Raw genomic sequence first — 17,901 nt, 5'->3', positions numbered from 1 at the left:
CTGATGGAGTGACTCCCCCCGATCGAGGCCGCCGCTGGGCGATGCTCGTCCTCGGCGTGTATGCGACGTTCGGCGCGATCGTCGCGCTGGTACCGCGGCCGATCGACGAGGGGCTCACGCCATGGCTGCGCGGTGTGCTCTCCTTCCTACGCCGGCACGGCCTCGCCGGTTGGATCGACTACGACCTCGTCGAGTACGCCTCGCATGCCGTGCTGTTCGCGCCGCTCGCAATCCTGGCGGTGGTGGCGTTCGGCCGGCGGATGGCGTGGCTCGCCGTCATCCTCCTGCTGGGCGCCTGCGCACTCGTCGAGGCGGCGCCATCGTGGTGGATGGTCGACCACGATCCCTCATCTGCCGACCTGGCGCTCAACGTGATCGGGGCGATCGCCGGTGCCGTGGTCGGCTTCTGGGCGGCGACGCCGACCGACAGTGCTATGCGGCGCAGTCGAGTTCCGACTCGGTGACCTTCGTCGGCGTCACGAGTGGGCCGACGTGCAGCTCCCATTCACGTTCGCCCGCCTCGGGCATCTGCAGGTCGACAACGAGGGTCTTGGTCTCCTGCGGAGCCAGCTGCACGCGCACCTTGACCACGGGATTCTCGCCGTCGGGGATGACCTCGTGCTCGACGGGCTCGCCGTTGACCGTGACACCGGTGACGGTGCTGCCGGTGGGCAGGTAGACGTAGGTCCACGCACGGATGTCGCCGATCGGCACTCCTTCGCGATCCGACATGCCGAAGATGGACCCGGGCAGGTCCCCGACCGCATCGGCCGGAAGGTTGTTGTTCACCGCGAGGGAGACACGTGCCCGCTCGGACTCGCCGGCCGCGCACACCGCGTGCGCCACATCGGCGGACTGACGCAGGTAGTAGTCCATCTTCGAGCCCTGGTTGTCGCTGAGATAGATCCCGACACCCGCCGTGGCGTCATCGGTCCGCGGCGGTCCGACGTAGGCGCCGGCGAGTTCGAGCTGCGATTGCACTGCTTCGTCGGCACTCCAGAACAGCACCCTCGACTCTTCCCAACCCCGCACGACGGCATCCAGCATGACCTTCATGTCGAACTGCCCGCTCGCGATCTTGGCGAACGTCACGTCGACGAGCGCCGCGTAGATCGCATCCTGCATGTCGGGATCGTCGAACTCGAGATAGACACGGTTGAGCAGCACGTCGACCGCGTTCTTGGAATCGATCTGCGAGCCGTCGGGGAGGGCGATCGGCCCGGTGGCCTCGAGGATGTACCCGAGCGCGACGGTGTCGAGCGAGATGACGCCGTCGACCGAGGTCCCGAACTGGCGGTCCCACAGCCCCTTGGCGGTGATCGCCGCGTCATCCCAATGCGGGGTGTTCGTGGCCAGTGTCATCGAGCGGCCGTAGAAGTCGCCGTAGAGCGCCATCTTCTCGGGAGAGACCTCGAGCATCGACGTGGCGTCGGAGCGGATGTACGCCGCCGACGAGTTCGTCTGGCGCACGAGCGAGGGGCTGCCGTTCACGACCGCCACCTCCGCGATCCGGCCGGGAAGTCCGCCGAGCGGCCGCATCTCGGCGGGGTTCTGGAACAGCAGCACGTAGGTTCGCGGTGCGTCGGCGCCGAGCACGCCGGGCAGCAGCGACACGACCGAGTCGAGCGCCTCGAGCGGTGCGGCCACTTCGGTGATGCGCTGTTCGAGTTCGAGCTTGGCGTCGCTCACCTGTGGGATGAGGCCGGATACGTCGATCCCCGAGACGATGTCGTGGGCCCGTTGGAAGGCGTCGTTCGCCGCCGCCACATCGGTCGCAGCGTCCTTGAACGGCTGCGGGTCGATGCCGCTGCCGCTGAGGACGATCCGCTCGGGCGCGAGCACCTGGGCACTCGTGAGCAGATGCGGGATCCCATCGTCGACCATCGCCTCGGCGGCGGTCACCATCTCCCGCACGGCGGAGAAGTTCGGGCCGACGACCGGGACGAACTCGCTCACCCGCCACACCGGGTCGTTCACGATCGAGTCGGCCTCCGCGGTCGCGGCGGAGATCTCGACGAGCGTCGCCTCCGCGGCGTCGAAGTCGCTGGCGAGCACCTGCTTCTGCAGCTGCGACGCCATCGGCACCACGTCCTCAAGGGCGTCCTTGGCATCGAACGCCTTGCTCACTGCGGAGGCACCGAACAGGCCGAGCCCCACGAGCACGACGAGCACGCCCACGGGCACCCACAGCCTCGCGCTCCGCAGCAACGGCTTCCGCGGCTTCTCCGCTCGACTCATGTTCCTCCGTCCGTCTCGGTCATCGTAGTGGCAAAGACTGAGCGCGACTCAGGGCCCGACGAGCGAGCCGGAGTGCGTCGATCGGGGTGACCGGGTCGTCGTGGATCCCGTGTGCCGTCGGCCGGAGTGCTCGTCACGGACACGGCGCGCAGTCAATAGGCGCCATGCGCTCGCACGACCGCTCGGATCGTGCGATACAGGATGATGATGTCGCCCGTGAGCGACCAGTTCTCGACGTAGTAGAGGTCGAGCCGCACGCTGTCCTCCCACGAGAGGTCGGAGCGGCCCTGCGTCTGCCAGAGGCCCGTGATGCCGGGCCGCACGAGCAGGCGGCGGCGTGTCCACTCGTCGTACTGCTCGACCTCCGACGCCAGCGGCGGACGCGGTCCGACGAGTGACATCTCGCCCGCCAGCACGTTGACGAGTTGCGGCAGCTCGTCGAGGCTGTAGCGGCGCAGCACGGCGCCGACGCGGGTGACGCGCGGATCGGACTTCAGCTTGAACAGCACGCCGTTGCCGTCGGATCGGTCGAGGAGCGTCGGCAGTTGCGTCTCGGCGTCGACCACCATCGACCGGAACTTCAGCATGTGGAACCGCTCGCCGTTGAGCCCCACGCGCTCCTGCGTGAACAGCGCGGGCCCTGGGGTGTCGCGACGCACCAGCATGGCGATGACCAGGAACACCGGGCTCAGCACCACGAGCGCGAGGAGCGAGGTCACGATGTCGAATGCGCGTTTGAGCGCGTACCTGCGGCCCGTGAACACGGGATAGTCCACCTGGATGAGCGGGAGCCCGGCGACGGGGCGTGCGTGGATGCGCGGGCCCGCGACATCCGTCAGCGCCGGCGCGACGATGAGGGTCGTCGACGTGGCCTCGAGCTCCCAGCCGAGCTGGCGCATCGCGGGGGGGTCGATCGTGTCGGCGCCCGTGAACACGACGGTGTCGGCACGCGCATCCTCGAGCACCTTGGTCACGCTCCGGTGGTCGCCGAGCACCGGGATGCCGGGGAGGATGTCGGGTTCGCCGGCGCCACCCTCGGTGACCGCGCCCACGATCTTGATGCCCGAGGCGCCGTCGCGCAGCATCTGCTCGGCGACGTGCACGGATTTCACGCGCTCGCCCATGAGGATCGCGCGATGGCTGTACGCGCCCGATGCCCGCTTGCGCAGGAGCCACTTGCGCCACATCCAGCGCGAGGCGAGCAGCAGGGCGAGCCCGAGCGGCAGGGCGACGAGGAGGTAACCGCGGCCGACCTCGGACTGCAGCAGGAAGGCGACGAGGGCGAGCACCACGAACACGCGGATCGTGGCATCCGTGATGCGCTTGTACTCGGTCGTCCCCGCGCCGATGACGGTGCGGTCGCGGGTGCCGAAGAGGGAGAGCGCGAGGAACCAGCCGGCGGCGAGGACCGCCGAGACGAGGACGTAGCTCAGTTCGTACACATCGTCGCTGGTGCCGGGGATGCGCAGCCTCGCCCCGCTCGTGCCGAAGCGGATGAACTGCGACCCGTAGACGGCGACGACGATCACGACGAGGTCGGTGACGAGCAGGCGCGAGGCGTACGCTCGCTGCCATGCGGCGACGACCGCAGACGGCGAGTCGACGGACGACTGTCGCGTCAGGGTCATGGCACCTCCCCAGGCAGTCCGCATCGGGTGGGCGGACGCACGAACCCCGCCGTTCGGGCAGCGGGTCATGCGATAGGCTACCCCGCTCTGCCGGGGCGCCCGAGGCCTCGATGCGAAGTGTCCCCCGAAGTGGGGTCCTGAGGTCGCCTCAGTTGTTGATGCGGGGCGCTCCGGGGCCCCGGCGCCTCAGTGCGCCGCCGCATCCACGCGATCACGGCCGCTCGCCCACCGGAGCAATCGCTCCAGTGGCCCGCGTCCGAGGTGGCGCCGCCAGAGCCAGGCGAACGTCATCGACCCGGCGACCAGCCCGATGAGCAGCGGCCACGAGTCATCCGTGGCGAAGCCGTTCTCCTCTCGGATCGCGAGCGCGATCACGACGAGGTGGAGCGTGTAGATGCTGAGCGGCATCGCCCCCATGGCGATGATCGGCGAGAGCATCGTCGAGGCGATCCGTCGCACCGCGGGGCGGGCGAGCGCGGTGAGCGTGAGCATCGCGGCCACCACGAGCGCGCCGACGCCCACGTTGCCGAGCGCCTCGATCGACGCGCGCAGCGGCACCGACCAGCCTGCCTCGCTCACGAGCTCGGGCGGTGGGAGCTGCGCGGCGAGGGGCAGGAACACGGATGCCGCCGCAGCGCCCGCGAGCGCGGTCGACGCGATCACGCGCGGCGACTCCAGGTCCGTGCGCGCGAGGGCCAGCCCGATGAGCATCACGGCGACCCAGACGATCACGGGATACGCGCCGCCGACGATCCAGTCGGAGAGGAACTTCAACGGGGTCTGGCGCACCGCGTCGACGAACTCGGTGCGCGCCCCCAGCTCCGTGAGCGCCGGCGTGACCGCGAGGAGGGCGACACCGAGCCAGAGCATCACCCTCAACGGCAGGAACAGCAGCGGCAGCAGCACGAGGAACGCGACGCCGTACACGTCGAGGATGATGAACACCAGCGGGTCGAGCGTGGCCCAGATCAGCATGCCGAGCGCGATGAGGATGACCGCGCGTACGGCGATCTGGCGGCGGAGCGCGGAGCGTCCGTCGGCGATCGGGCGAGCGCCGCCCGACATCAGCCCGAGCCCGATTCCGGCGGTCAGGGCGAAGAGCAGGCGGGGGCGTTCGTCGGCGATGGCGATGAGTTCGGCCACCTGCGGCGTCGCGACGGCCGGAGTCACGTGTGCGACGAACATGCCGATGAGCGCCAATCCGCGGGCGGCGTCGACGCCCTCGACGCGGCGTGGCATCCGCTGCGCGTCGACCGTCATGCTGCCAATGCTCGCACCTCGACGGCTGCGATGCGCAGCGGCATCCGGTGCGGCGGCATCGTGAACGGCGGCAGCCCGCGCAGGGCACCCGTCAGTGTCGGCCGTTCAGCACGCCGCCGCTCTCCTCGAGGTAGCAGACCCCGCACAGGGATTCGTAGGTGACCTGCTCGCCGTCGATCGCGACCTGGTCGCCGTCGAAGACGAACCGGCCGTCGATGAGACGGCCGTTGAAGATGGCCTTGCGTCCGCAGCGGCAGATGGTCTTCAACTCCTCGATGCTGTGCGCGATCTCGAGCAGTCGCCGGCTGCCGGGGAACGCGGCCGTCTGGAAGTCGGTGCGGATGCCGTATGCGAGTACGGGGATGTCGTCCATGAGGGCGATGCGGAGCAAGTCGTCGACCTGTTCGGACGTGAGGAACTGCGCCTCGTCGATGAGCAGGCAGCTCACGTCGCGCCCCGAAACCTCGATGACCCGAGATCGATAGTGCTGGAAGCGTTCCAGCGCGTTCGACCCGTGCTCGATCATGAAATCGACATCGCGCGCCATGCCGAGCCGCGACACGATGCTGAGGTCGCCCTTCGTGTCGACCGCGGGCTTCGCGAGCAGCACCTGGTGCCCGCGCTCCTCGTAGTTGAAGGCCGCCTGCAGCAGCGCCGTCGACTTGCCGGAGTTCATCGCGCCGTAGCGGAAGTACAGCTTCGCCATCTATTCGAGGAATCCGTCCTCCGCCGCCCGGCGGATCAGTTCGGCCTTCCGGCTGGCCGGCCGGCCGACTCGTGCGTACTTCTCCCGCACCCGGCGCAGGTAGGTCTTCGCGGTCTCGTAGCCCACGTCCATGCGATCGGCCACCTCGGCCGTCGAATGACCCTGGGCGTACAGGCGCAGGGCTCGCTCCTCCGCGGCGCTGAGGTGCGCCGAGCCGAGCGCCGCCCCGGCCGCGGCAGCGCCGCTGTCGCGGCGGGCGCTGCCGGTCGACGGATGCCGCCGTAGCCGCTCCCCGCGCGCGGCGCGCCGTGCCAGGTCGACGAGTTCGCCCGCCGGCAGCGTCTTGGAGACGAAGCCCGCCGCGCCTGCGGCGAGGCACCGGGCCCGGGATCCCTCGTCGTCCAGTGCGCTCACGACGAGCACCTTCGCCCCCGCCGCCCGGCAGGCGCGGATGCGGGACTCGATCGAGACGCCGTCGCCGAGCTGGAGATCCATCAGCACGAGGTCGACGGGGAAGGCGGGGTTCCGGATGAGATCCATCCAGGTGGTGGCGCGTACGGCGACCTCGAAATCGGGGGCGTGATCGGCGAACCAGGTCGCGAGGCTGTCGACGATGAGCCCGTGATCGTCGAGCAGCGCGAGGCGTACCCGCTCGTCGACCGGCGCATCCGACGGCGCCGCCGGGATCGGCGCTTCACTCGGCGACATGACGCAACTCCACCTTGACATTCTCCCCTGCGAGCGTGGCCTCCGCGCCCATCGCCACGGCACGCGCCACCGCGGTGAAGCGATCGAGCTCGCGACGGGTCGGCGGCGATGAGCCGTGTCCGGCCACGATCGAGATCCCGCTGCGATCGGGGTCGGTGCGGAAGGTCACCCTGATCTCCGCCGATCGGCCCCCGTCGCCCAGCCACACGAGCAGCGCGGTGAGGGCCGAACGCTGGTCGTCGTTGAGGTCGTCGGCTGCGCCGGTGGCGTCGTCGATCACGATGGGAACGCCGCCGGAGGGCTGCAGGTCCGCCGCGAGCTCGTCGAGCCACGTCGACTCGATGCCCGCCTTGAGCGCGTGCCGCAGGGTCTCGGCGAGCTCACGCGCGCGGTCGGCGTCCGCGACCGAGATGCGATCGGCGGTCATGACGCCCGCGAGGAACGGCAGCACCTCGCGTCCGAGCACCGAGACTCGGCTCTGCTGCACCGATCGGGCGATCCCCGCCCGGAGCTCGGCGTCGCGCTGCAGCGCGGCGCGGTTCGCCTCCCGTTGCCAGGCGAGCGTCTCGTCGACGACCGCGGCGGAGTACCCGGCCGCCGCGGCGGCCAGCGCGAGCACCGCAACCGAGTTGAGCGCGATGAGCGAGGCGATGGGAACGTCCACCGCGATGGCCGAGGCGGACCCGACGACGAGGAAGGAGAGCACGGCCGCAGAGATCACGCCGGCGAGCAGCAGTGAGATCCAGGTGCAGTACGGCGCGACGCTGAGGATGAGCGTGCCCACGACGATCGAGCCGAAATCGTCGTAGACGGAGCTGTTGGCACCGATCGTGCTGAGGTACTCGGCGATCGCCCCGGCCACCGCGAGCGCCACGATGAGCCACAGTCGCTCGGAGGCGAACGGCGCACGCGATGGCGTCGTGGAGACCGCCGCGACGACCCCGGCCGCACCCACGAGCCCGATCGCGATGACGGCGGCGAGCGGCCTCCCGACGTCACTCCAGTGCACGATGGTGAGCACGATCGAGAATCCGAACGCCAGCGCCGCCCCGATCGCGACGAGCGGCGCCGCCGTGATGCCGCCGAGCGGGTCGGCCTCCTGCTGGGTGAGGCGCATCCTGCTCATTCACCGCCCTCTGGCACGGCCATGACGACGGTCGTGCCGACACCCTTCGTCGACCAGACGCGCACGGTCCCGTCCTCCTGCTCGATGCGGGCGCGGATCGAGGTGCGGAGCCCGATGCGGTCCTCGGGCACCTCGCCCTCGTCGAATCCGACGCCGCTGTCCATGACGGCGACGGTGACCTCCCCGCCACTGAGTCCGATCGCCACCTCCGCTTCCCGGACGCCCGCATGCCTCGCGACATTGACGAGACACTGGGCGACGGCGGCGTCGAGTGCGGCGGCCCGGCCCGGCCCCAGCACGCCGAGCACCGCGAGATCGCCGCTCATCCGCACCTCGAGCCCCACGTTGGCCGCAGCGGCGAACGCGGTCTCGAGGGTCGGCGCCCCGGCGTCGGGTGCTGCGCAAGCGAGTCCGGCAGGGACGTCGGGCTGCCGGAGGGCGCGCTCACCGGCGTCGCTGGACGCGTGGTCGATCGCCCAGTCGCGGCCGACGATGAGGCTGAGGTCCTCCCGGATTCCGAGCCGCAGCCGCTCGTCGACCGGACCGGATCCGGCGGCGGCGATCGCCACGAGATGGCTGAGCGCGGTGTCGTGCAGCCTCGCGGTCGCCCGGAGTTCGTAGTCATGGCGGATGGCGAGTTCGCGGGTGTGCTGGCTGGCGCGGTGCAGTCCCGTCTCACGGCGGGCGTCGGTGCGGCGACCGAGCCCGTCGAACGCGCGCACGAGGATGAGGATGGCCAGGGCGGTCGCCGCGGCGATGTTGGGCGTCCACACACCGCCTGCCAGGGCGACGCCGAGGAACGTGGCGGCCTCCCCCAGCGCCCAACCGAGCACGCCCCACGTGATGGCGACCAGCGATCCGGAGCCGGCGCCGCCGACGAGGATGAGCGCGATGCGCGGCAGTGCGAGCACCACGTTGTCGGTCGAGCGCAGCCCGTAGGCCGGGTCCATCACGATCACGGTGAGGGCGAGCACCGTACCCGTCCCGGCGACGAGGTAGACGAGGGTGAGCGTCACCGTCGGAAACCTGGCGACGAGCACCAGGATGCCGCCGAGCAGCGCCGACAGCGCCGCCGTGGTCCATCCGACGGGATCCGCCTCCTCGGTCGCGCCCATGAGGCCGATGAACACGGCGATGCCGAGGCACACCCACGCGGCACAGTGACCACCGAACGCGAGCGCCCGGCTCAGGGAATCTCGCGCGAGGTGTCCCGGCAACCCCAGGGTCATCGTGGTCCTCCACTCGCGAGGCCGGCGGTGCTCGGGTGCACCCTCGGCCCTCTGCGGATTATCGCAGTTCCCCGCCGCGACATGTCGGGCGACGCCGGTGCGACGATGTTCAGAACAGGGCCGACGGGTCGGGCGGCCGGCCGAACAGGTCGGGCAGCGACCCCGAGGCGTGACGCGCCGGCGCGACTGCCGACGACCGCACCCCGCCCGTCACGGGATCCTCACGCCCCTGCTCCAGTCCGTGCGCCCGGATGAGAGGCCGCATGCGTTGCCCGAGCCAGCGGCGGTACTCCTTGGGCGCGTAGGTGTTGTTGCCGTAGTACATCGAGCGGTACTTCGGCACGAGCTCGGGGTGCTCGCGTTCGAGCCACTGCATGAACCACGGCTTCACCCCCGGCTTGAGGTGCAGCGCCGTGTAGAGCACGCTCGTCGCTCCGGCCGCCTTGGCCTGACGCAGCGCTTCGTCGAGGTGCGCTCTCGTATCCGTCAGGTACGGCAGGATCGGCATGAGGAACACCGCGCAGTCGAGGCCGGCCTCGCGCACGGCCGTCACCGTGGCGAGGCGCGCCCTGGTGCTCGGCGTTCCCGGCTCGACCGACTGCTGCAGCTCGTGGTCGTACACCGCGATCGACATCGCGAGGTCGACCGGCACACGGGTCGCGGCATCTGCCAGTTGCGGCAGGTCGCGGCGCAGGAGCGTGCCTTTGGTGAGGATGCTGAACGGCGTTCCGCTCGTCGTGAGCGCGTCGATGATGCCCGGCATGAGCGAGTAGCGGCCCTCGGCGCGCTGGTAGGGGTCGGTGTTCGTGCCGAGCGCCACGTGCTCGTGCCGCCAGGCCGGCTTCGAGAGCTCGGTGCGCAGCACGTCGGCCACGTTCACCTTCACGATGATCTGCCGGTCGAAGTCGTCGCCCGCGTCGAGGTCGAGGTACGTGTGCGTCGGGCGGGCGAAGCAGTACACGCACGCGTGACTGCAGCCCCGGTAGGGGTTGATCGTCCAGCCGAACGGCACCATCGACTGGCCCGGCACCTTGTTGAGCGCCGACTTCGCGAGCACCTCGTGGAACGTGACGCCGGCGAACTCGGGCGTCTGCACCGAGCGCACGAGGTTGTTGAGCTTCGCGAGCCCGGGCAACGCATCGGACTGCTCGACGCCCAACTCCTGTCCACTCCATCGCATCTGCCCATTCGAACACATGTTCGAATGTGAGGCAAGCGGATGCCGCGGCGCGTCGTCGCGGCATCCGATGCGCCCTGCGCGACGCATAACCGGAACAGCCGCCACTCCACCGCTGCCGCTCACACCCGCACTCTCGGCGCCGGCGCACCGACCCGCCGCCCCGCGTGGAGCTCGAGCCGCTCCCCCGTCCAGCGCCGCCGCAGCCACCGGTCATGGCTCGCGATGACCACGGCACCCGGATACGTGCCGAGCGCCTCCTCGAGGTCGGTCGCGAGCGTGAGCGAGAGGTGGTTGGTCGGTTCGTCGAGCAGGAACACGTGCGGCGGCCGCGCGATCACGAGCGCGAGGGCGAGCCGCCGCTGCTGCCCCACCGAGAGCGAACCCACGGGGCGCGTCTCGTCACGCGGCGCGATGAGCCCGAGGCTCGACAGCGGGACCTGCTCGGCGCGTCGCTCGCCCAGCACACGCTCGTACAGGCGTCGCGGCGAGGCATCCGGGTCGGCGAACCGCACGTCCTGCTCCAGCAGTTGCACCCGCAGCCCGCGACGCCGGTGCACGACGCCCCGGTCGACCGTGAGCGCCCTCGCCAGCACGCCGAGCAGCGTGGACTTGCCGGCACCGTTCGCGCCCGTCACGAGCAACCGCGTGAGCGGCGCCACGGCCAGCTCATCGAGCGCGAGGCGGCCGTCGACCGCGACATCCGTCAGCTTCAGCAGCAGACCGGATGCCTCCTCGAGCGCGTGCGAACCCGGCGGGATGCCCTGGAAGTCGAGTGGCGCCGGGGGCTTGCCCACCTGCTCGCGCTCGAGCGTCGCGAGGCGCTGCTCGGCGTTGCGCACCCGCCGGGAGACCGCCTGCTCGACCCTGCCGCCCTTGAAGTGCTTCAGGAACTTGTCGTTGTCGGTGGCCGCCCGGCCGTGCGCCACGCGCCGCGCCACGCCGCCGACGCTCTCGCGCAGGCGCTTGAGCTCCTCCTGCTCGTCGTCGTACTGACGCTGCCAGCGCTCGTGCTCCGCCGCCTTGAGAACGAGGAACTCGCTGAAGCCGCCGCCGAAGACGGTGCCACCGGATGCCGCGAGCACCTCGTCGCGCGTCGAGCCCTCGCCTGCACCCGAACCCGCGGCCGCGATCGCACCCGCACGTGCGGGGTCGAGGTCGAGGAGCCCCGTGGCGACCCGATCGAGGAACTCGCGGTCGTGGCTCGCGAACAGCACGGGTCCGCGCCAGGCGCGCAGCCGCGCCTCGAGGAACGCGGCCGCATCGTCGTCGAGGTGGTTCGTGGGCTCGTCGAGGAGCAGCGCATCGGGCGCGCGCAGCAGCAGCGCCGCCAGCGCGAACCGACTGCGTTGCCCGCCCGAGATCTCTCCGATGCGTCGGTCGAGCCCGAGCCCGGCGACACCCAGGCCCTCGAGCAGCTCGTCGCGGCGCGCCTGCGCCGACCACACGTCGGCGCGCTCGGCGGCATCGAGTGCCTCGGCATAGCGGGCGTGTGCCGCCTCGACCTCACGATCGCCGTCGACGAGAGCGAGGGCAGCGGATGCCGCGTCGAGCTCGCGCTCGATGGCCCGCACGCCGGCGAGCGCATGCTCGAGGATGTCACCGACCCGCTCCTGCGGGTGGAACGGCAGTTCCTGGGCGAGCAGGCCGGTGCGGGCGGGCCGGGTGAGCCGCCCCTCGACGATGGCGTCGCCGAGCGGTGCGGACGCGGCATCCGCACCACCGATCGTGCCCGCGAGGAGCCGGAGCAGCGTCGACTTGCCGACGCCGTTCTCGCCGATGAGTCCGACCCGCTGGCCGGGTGCCACGGTGAACGACAGGTCGGTGAAGATGCGCCGGTCGGGATAGGCGGCCGAGAGTCCGTCGGCGCGGAGGTGAAGGGAATGGGAAACGTGTACAGCCATGCGGGAACGTCCGTTCGCGAGTGCCCCCGGGCCGCAGACCGTCGCCGGCGACGGCGTGCGGGCGCGAACGATGCACCGAACGGCGCGCACGCGGCACGGCGGCGCGGTCGGCGACCCGGGAGCGGATGGATGAGTCCCGCCGGGCATTCGCCGTCACGAAACGGGTGCGCGCGACACTGTCGCGATCAGTGGAAGTGCACACCCGGTGTCAACGGCGCCTCAGGCGCGGGACCATGGGATGTGCTCACTTCATAGCGGGGTCGACAGTAGCAGAGGCTCGTGCGAGAGGGCAAGCATTCGCCGCGGGCGAGTGGATGCCACGACAGCGCGCCGCGGCATCCGACCCGCTCAGGCCGGCGCGGGGGCGAGCTTCGCGAGCCGCAGCCACGTCTCGACGACGGTGTCGGGGTTGAGCGACATCGACTCGATACCCTGTTCGACGAGCCAGTCGGCCAGGTCGGGGTGGTCGCTCGGACCCTGGCCGCAGATGCCGGCGTACTTGCCGTTGCGCCGGCAGGCCTCGATCGCCATCGCGAGGATCTTGAGCACGGCGGGGTCGCGCTCGTCGAAGGCGTCGGCGACGAGCGACGAGTCACGGTCGAGACCGAGCGTGAGTTGCGTCATGTCGTTGGACCCGATCGAGAACCCGTCGAAGTGCTCGAGGAACTCGTCGGCCATCAGCGCGTTCGACGGCACCTCGCACATCATGATGACCTTCAGTCCGTTCTCGCCGCGACGCAGCCCGTTCTCGGCGAGCAGGTCGACGACCGCCTTCCCCTCGCCGACGGTGCGCACGAACGGCACCATGATCTGCACGTTCGTGAGGCCCATCTCGTCGCGCACGTAACGCAGCGCCTCGCACTCCATGTCGAAGCATTCGCGGAAGTCCTCGGAGATGTACCGCGACGCCCCGCGATATCCGAGCATCGGGTTCTCCTCGTGCGGCTCGTACTGCTCACCGCCGATGAGGTTCGCGTACTCGTTGGACTTGAAGTCGCTGAGCCGCACGATCACCGGCTCGGGCGCGAAGGCCGCGGCGATCATGGATACGCCCTCGGCGACGCGCTTCACGAAGTAGTCGCGCGGCGATGGGTAGGCGGCGATGCGCTTCGCCACCTCCGCCTTGAGGTCGGGCGCGAGGGTGTCGAACTCGAGCAGCGCGCGCGGATGGATGCCGATCTGCCGGTTGATGAGGAACTCGAGGCGCGCGAGCCCGACGCCCTTGTTCGGGAGCTTCGCGAAGGAGAAGGCCTGGTCGGGCGTGCCGACGTTCATCATGATCTTCACGGGGGCCTGCGGCATCCGATCGAGCGCCGTCTCGAGTTCCTCGTACGCGAGCCGACCGGCGTAGACGAAGCCCTCGTCGCCCTCGGCGCAGGAGACCGTAACGTCGGTGCCGTCGACGAGCACGCTCGTGGCATCTCCCGTGCCGACGACCGCGGGGATGCCGAGTTCGCGCGCGATGATCGCGGCGTGGCAGGTGCGTCCCCCGCGGTTCGTGATGATCGCGGAGGCGCGCTTCATGATCGGCTCCCAGTCGGGGTCGGTCATGTCGGCGACGAGCACGTCGCCGACCTGGAACTGCTCCATGCCGGCGAGGGTCGTGAGCACCCGCACCGGGCCGGCGCCGATCTTCTGCCCGATCGCCCTGCCGACCGCGAGCACCTCGCCGCGCTCCCCGAGCACGTACCTGCGCATGACGTTGCCGTCGGCGCGCGACACGACCGTCTCGGGGCGGGCCTGAAGGATGTAGAGCCGGCCGTCGACCCCGTCCTTGCCCCACTCGATGTCCATCGCACGCCCGTAGTGCTCCTCGATGGTGAGCGCCTGACGTCCGAGCTCCTCGACGTCCTCGTCGGTGATGCTGAGCCGCACGCGGTCTTCGAGCGGCACATCCCGGAACACCGTGCTGCCGCCGACGTGGGTGCCGTCGGTGTAGCGCATCGCGACCGCCTTCTCGCCGACCGATCGCTTGAGGATCGCGGGGCGACCGGCCTTCAATGCAGGCTTGTACACGTAGAACTCGTCGGGGTTCACGGCCCCCTGCACGACCGCCTCGCCGAGTCCGTATGAGCTCGTGATGAACACGGCGCGGTCGAAGCCCGACTCGGTGTCGACGGTGAACATGACGCCGGAGGCGCCGACATCCGACCGCACCATGCGCTGCACGCCCGCGGAGAGCGCGACGTCGTGGTGCTCGAAGCCGTGGTGCACGCGGTAGGCGATCGCGCGGTCGTTGTAGAGCGACGCGAAGACGCTGCGGACGGCGGCGAGGATGTTGTCGATGCCGCCGATGTTGAGGAACGTCTCCTGCTGGCCGGCGAAGCTCGCGTCGGGAAGGTCCTCGGCGGTCGCGCTCGAGCGGACGGCCCACGTCACGGCATCGGGATCGGGGTCGTTCTCGAGCAGCGTCGCGAACGCCGAGCGGATGTCGCGCTCGAGGTCGTCGGGGAACGGCTGCGCCTCGATCCACGACCGCACCGACGAGCCCACCCGGGCGAGCTCGGCCACGTCGTCGATGTCGAGTCGCTCGACGGTGGACTTGATGCGGTCGTAGAGGCCGTCGGCACTGAGGAACGAGCGGTACGCGTCGGCCGTCGTCGCGAAGCCGCCGGGCACTCGGACGCCGGCATCGGAGAGCTGCGACACCATCTCGCCGAGTGAGGCGTTCTTGCCGCCGACCTGCGGGAGCTCGGTCATGCCGATCTCGTCGAACCAGAGGATGTTGCTCATTTCGTGTACCTCACTCGATGGGTCATACGCGCAGGTGCATGGTCTGCATGATGACCGCCGACATCTCCTCGACGCTCTTCGTGGAGGAGTTCAGGAAGGGGACGCGGTTGCGTCGGTAGAGGTCTTCGGCGCGCCGCAGCTCGAGCGTGCACTGCTCGAGACTCGCGTAGCGGGAGTTCGGGCGCCGCTCGTGCCGCACCTGGCTGAGCCGCAGCGGCGTCGTCGTCAACCCGAAGCAGCGGTCGGCGTACCTGGCGACGGCGCGGGGCAGCCCATCGGTCGGAAAGTCGTCGTCGGTGAGCGGATAGTTCGCGACGAGGAGACCGTACTGGAGCGCCAGGTACATCGTGGTCGGGGTCTTGCCGCAGCGACTCGGCGCGATGAGCACGACGTCGGCGATGTCGAGCGCGCGGCGGCTCTGGCCGTCGTCGTGCTCGATGGCGTACTCGACGGCGCGCATGCGCGCGAAGTACCGCTCGGCATCGCCGACCGCGTGGTACTGGCCGAGCTGCGCCGACGCGGTGGTGTCGAGCGCGCGCTCCAGTTCGACGAGGTGCCCCGCGAGCAGGTCGATGATCACCGCATTCGCGCCGCCGATCACGGCGCGCACCTCGGCCGCCTTGATGGTGGTGAAGACGAGCGGGCGCCCCCCGTCGACGCGGGCGCGGTCGATCTCGGCGACGACGTTGCGTGCGCCCTCGACCGTGTCGACGAATGGGATCGTCTGACGTACGAACCTGATCGTCGGGAAGTTCGCCAGGAGCGCGCTGCCGAGGGTCTCCGCGGTGATGCCGGTGCTGTCGGACACGAAGTACGCGTACCGCTGCGCGGTCTGGATGGGGACCGCGCCCGTGGCGATCGGGACGTCGGGGTCGATCATGCGCCGAACCCGTCGTTGACGGCGCACCCGTCATCACGCGCGCCGCGGCGAGAAGATCTCGTCATGATTCGACCCTACGCGGAGAGCGCGCGGCGATTCAGTAATCGGTCACTGAAAGAATCGCGCTTCTTGCGGTCTCGACACGAAACACCGTTCGAGGGGCGCCCGCCCAGCGGATGCCGCCGCTACGCGCCGAGCCGCAGCACGCGCGCCGTCTCGGCGAGCGACGCCGCCGCGGCGGTGGGATCCTCCGAGAGCGTCGTTCCGTAGCTCGGGATCATCTCGCGCAGCTTCGGCTCCCACGCCGGGAACCGGTCGGGGAAGCACCGCGCGAGCACGTCGAGCATGATGGGCGCGGCGGTCGACGCGCCCGGCGAAGCACCGAGGAGGCCCGCGATGGTGCCGTCGGCACCCGTGATGACCTCGGTGCCGAACTGCAGCACGCCGCCCTTCTCGGGGTCCTTCTTCATGACCTGCACGCGCTGCCCGGCCGTGATGAGCTCCCAGTCGCGATCCTTCGCGGTGGGCATGAACTCGCGCAGGGCAGCCATCTTCTCAGCGCGCGAGGCGAGCAGCTCGGACACGAGGTACTTCACGAGGTCGAAGTTCTTCAGCCCGACCTGCAGCATCGGCACGATGTTGTGCAGCCGGATGGAGAACGGCAGGTCGAACCAGGTGCTCGTCTTCAGGAACTTCGGCGTGAAGCCTGCATACGGGCCGAAGAGCAGCGCCTTCTCGCCGTCGACGACGCGCGTGTCGAGGTGCGGCACCGACATGGGCGGCGCGCCCACGGCGGCTTTGCCGTAGACCTTGGCCTGGTGCTGGGCGACGATCTTGGGGTTGGTCGTGCGCAGGAACTGACCCGAGATCGGGAACCCGCCGAACCCCTTGATCTCGGGGATGCCCGAGTGCTGGAGCAGCGCGAGCGCTCCGCCGCCCGCCCCGACGAAGACGAACCGCGCGTTGACGGTCGATGGGTACTGCCCCACCAACTGGCGCACGCGGAGCTTCCACCGCCCGTCGCGACGGCGCTTGAGCCAGGTCACCTGGTGGTTGGTTCGAATGGATGCCCCACGACGGGACATGTCCTCGAAGAGGTAGCGCGTGAGCGCGCCGAAGTCGACGTCGGTGCCGGACTCGATGCGGGTCGCGGCGACCTTCTGCTTGGGGTTTCGTTTCTTCGCGAGCATCGGCGTCCACTCGGCGATGCGCTCGAGGTCCTCGGTGTACTCCAGGTCGGCGAAGAGCGGCTGGTCCTTCAGTGCGGCGACGCGCTTGCGCAGGTACTCGATGTTCGCCTCGCCCTTGACGAAGGTCATGTGCGGCGTCGAGTTGATGAAGTTGTGCGGCTCGGGCAGCGCACCGGTGGAGACGAGGTGCGCCCAGTACTGCCGACTCACCTGGAACTGCTCATTGATCGAGACGGCCTTCGCGGCGTCGACCGTGCCGTCGGATGCCTCGGGCATGTAGTTCAGCTCGCAGAGTGCGGCGTGGCCGGTGCCGGCGTTGTTCCACGCGTTCGACGACTCTTGGGCGACCTCGCCGAGTCGTTCGTAGACGCGGATGCTCCAATCGGGCTCCAGTTGGGAGATCAGGGAGCCGAGCGTCGCGCTCATGATGCCCCCGCCGATGAGCACGACGTCGACGGATTCCTCTGAAGTCACGATTTCCAGTGTAGGTGCGTTGAGATGGTGCCCCTGACCGCGTATCATGCAGCGGCCCACCGGCCCTTCGACGGGCTCAGGGTCCGGGCGGATCTGGTCGCTGGGCTCGTCGAAGCGGCGCCCTCACTCCACGTCGCCGCCGTCGAGGTGCGGCATGCCGCGTTCGTCGAGCGGCCAGAACGGGTTGTGGGCGAACTCCCACAGGTTGCCGTCGGGGTCGGCGCCGTACCCGCTGTAGCCGCCCCACTCGGTCTCGACCGCGGGCTTGGTGACCCTGCCGCCGGCCGCCTGCCATTCGGCGAGCGCGGCATCGACCTCGGCGCGGGAGTCGAAGTTGACGGCGAGCGCGACGCCTCGGAACCCGGGCGCGGATGGCGCGGCATGCGTGTCGCTCGCGAGCCCGGCGTCGACGGCGAGCTCGGGGCTCGTCCAGAGGGCGATGATCGGGCCCGGTGTGGAGAAGAACGTCGTTCCCTCGACGGAGTGCGTCGACTGCCGCCAGCCGAGTCGGCGGTAGAACGCGGTGGCGGCGTCGACGTCGGCGACGCCGAGGGTCACGAGGGTGAAGCGCTGCGGGATGGCCATGGTGCGACGGTACTGCGATCTGCCGACACGTGGCCGGTCGCCGAGCCTGTCGAAGCGACCCTT

Annotated in this window: 14 protein-coding genes; 1 reads left to right on the top strand and 13 read right to left on the bottom strand. The window is 70.1% G+C overall.

The window, feature by feature from the left end:
- The first annotated feature begins 8 nt into the window (after positions 1 to 8).
- Positions 9 to 464, top strand: coding sequence for a hypothetical protein (locus tag EZM51_RS02265; RefSeq protein ID WP_136706593.1), 456 nt, complete (start codon positions 9 to 11; stop codon positions 462 to 464).
- Here EZM51_RS02265 and EZM51_RS02260 read toward each other — a convergent pair.
- The 13 genes from EZM51_RS02260 to EZM51_RS02200 all read right to left on the bottom strand — a co-directional run bounded on the left by EZM51_RS02260 (position 433) and on the right by EZM51_RS02200 (position 17,838).
- Positions 433 to 2,238, bottom strand: coding sequence for a DUF4012 domain-containing protein (locus tag EZM51_RS02260; RefSeq protein WP_136706592.1), 1,806 nt, complete (start codon positions 2,236 to 2,238; stop codon positions 433 to 435). The two genes, EZM51_RS02265 and EZM51_RS02260, sit on opposite strands and share 32 nt — an antisense overlap.
- A gap of 152 nt (positions 2,239 to 2,390) precedes the next feature.
- The gene (locus EZM51_RS02255) at positions 2,391 to 3,866 is read right to left on the bottom strand and encodes a sugar transferase (protein ID WP_136706591.1); all 1,476 of its coding nucleotides are present in this window, start codon (positions 3,864 to 3,866) and stop codon (positions 2,391 to 2,393) included.
- A 186-nt stretch (positions 3,867 to 4,052) separates the two neighbouring features.
- The gene (locus EZM51_RS02250; protein WP_136706590.1) at positions 4,053 to 5,126 is read right to left on the bottom strand and encodes a heparan-alpha-glucosaminide N-acetyltransferase domain-containing protein; all 1,074 of its coding nucleotides are present in this window, start codon (positions 5,124 to 5,126) and stop codon (positions 4,053 to 4,055) included.
- A gap of 91 nt (positions 5,127 to 5,217) precedes the next feature.
- Positions 5,218 to 5,832 (bottom strand): thymidine kinase, encoded by a 615-nt coding sequence (locus EZM51_RS02245; protein WP_136706589.1) that lies wholly within the window; start codon positions 5,830 to 5,832, stop codon positions 5,218 to 5,220.
- Positions 5,833 to 6,540 (bottom strand): response regulator transcription factor, encoded by a 708-nt coding sequence (locus tag EZM51_RS02240; protein WP_136706588.1) that lies wholly within the window; start codon positions 6,538 to 6,540, stop codon positions 5,833 to 5,835.
- The gene (locus tag EZM51_RS02235) at positions 6,527 to 7,666 is read right to left on the bottom strand and encodes an ATP-binding protein (RefSeq protein WP_136706587.1); all 1,140 of its coding nucleotides are present in this window, start codon (positions 7,664 to 7,666) and stop codon (positions 6,527 to 6,529) included. Before EZM51_RS02235 ends, EZM51_RS02240 begins: the two co-directional genes overlap by 14 nt.
- Positions 7,663 to 8,895, bottom strand: coding sequence for an ATP-binding protein (locus EZM51_RS02230; RefSeq protein ID WP_136706586.1), 1,233 nt, complete (start codon positions 8,893 to 8,895; stop codon positions 7,663 to 7,665). The genes EZM51_RS02235 and EZM51_RS02230 overlap by 4 nt, the downstream gene beginning before the upstream one ends.
- Positions 8,896 to 9,004: 109 nt before the next feature.
- Complete coding sequence (locus EZM51_RS02225; RefSeq protein WP_136706585.1) at positions 9,005 to 10,075, bottom strand: Rv2578c family radical SAM protein; 1,071 nt, start codon at positions 10,073 to 10,075, stop codon at positions 9,005 to 9,007.
- A 119-nt stretch (positions 10,076 to 10,194) separates the two neighbouring features.
- Positions 10,195 to 11,976: an ATP-binding cassette domain-containing protein gene (locus tag EZM51_RS02220; protein ID WP_136706584.1), complete on the bottom strand. Its 1,782-nt coding sequence runs from the start codon at positions 11,974 to 11,976 to the stop codon at positions 10,195 to 10,197.
- A gap of 348 nt (positions 11,977 to 12,324) precedes the next feature.
- Positions 12,325 to 14,709, bottom strand: coding sequence for a phosphoenolpyruvate synthase (gene ppsA / locus EZM51_RS02215; RefSeq protein WP_136706583.1), 2,385 nt, complete (start codon positions 14,707 to 14,709; stop codon positions 12,325 to 12,327).
- 22 nt (positions 14,710 to 14,731) lie between these two features.
- Positions 14,732 to 15,589: a pyruvate, water dikinase regulatory protein gene (locus EZM51_RS02210; protein ID WP_136706582.1), complete on the bottom strand. Its 858-nt coding sequence runs from the start codon at positions 15,587 to 15,589 to the stop codon at positions 14,732 to 14,734.
- A 185-nt stretch (positions 15,590 to 15,774) separates the two neighbouring features.
- Positions 15,775 to 17,301 carry a malate:quinone oxidoreductase gene (locus EZM51_RS02205; protein WP_136706581.1) on the bottom strand — a complete coding sequence of 509 codons (1,527 nt, stop codon included), beginning with the start codon at positions 17,299 to 17,301 and terminating at the stop codon, positions 15,775 to 15,777.
- A 75-nt stretch (positions 17,302 to 17,376) separates the two neighbouring features.
- Positions 17,377 to 17,838, bottom strand: coding sequence for a VOC family protein (locus tag EZM51_RS02200; RefSeq protein WP_248305418.1), 462 nt, complete (start codon positions 17,836 to 17,838; stop codon positions 17,377 to 17,379).
- Between the last annotated feature and the right edge of the window lie 63 nt (positions 17,839 to 17,901).

Source organism: Agromyces sp. H66, from assembly GCF_004959775.1.
Classification (GTDB): domain Bacteria; phylum Actinomycetota; class Actinomycetes; order Actinomycetales; family Microbacteriaceae; genus Agromyces.
Note: the sequence above shows the minus strand (reverse complement) of the source record. Positions and strands in the feature narration are given on the sequence as shown.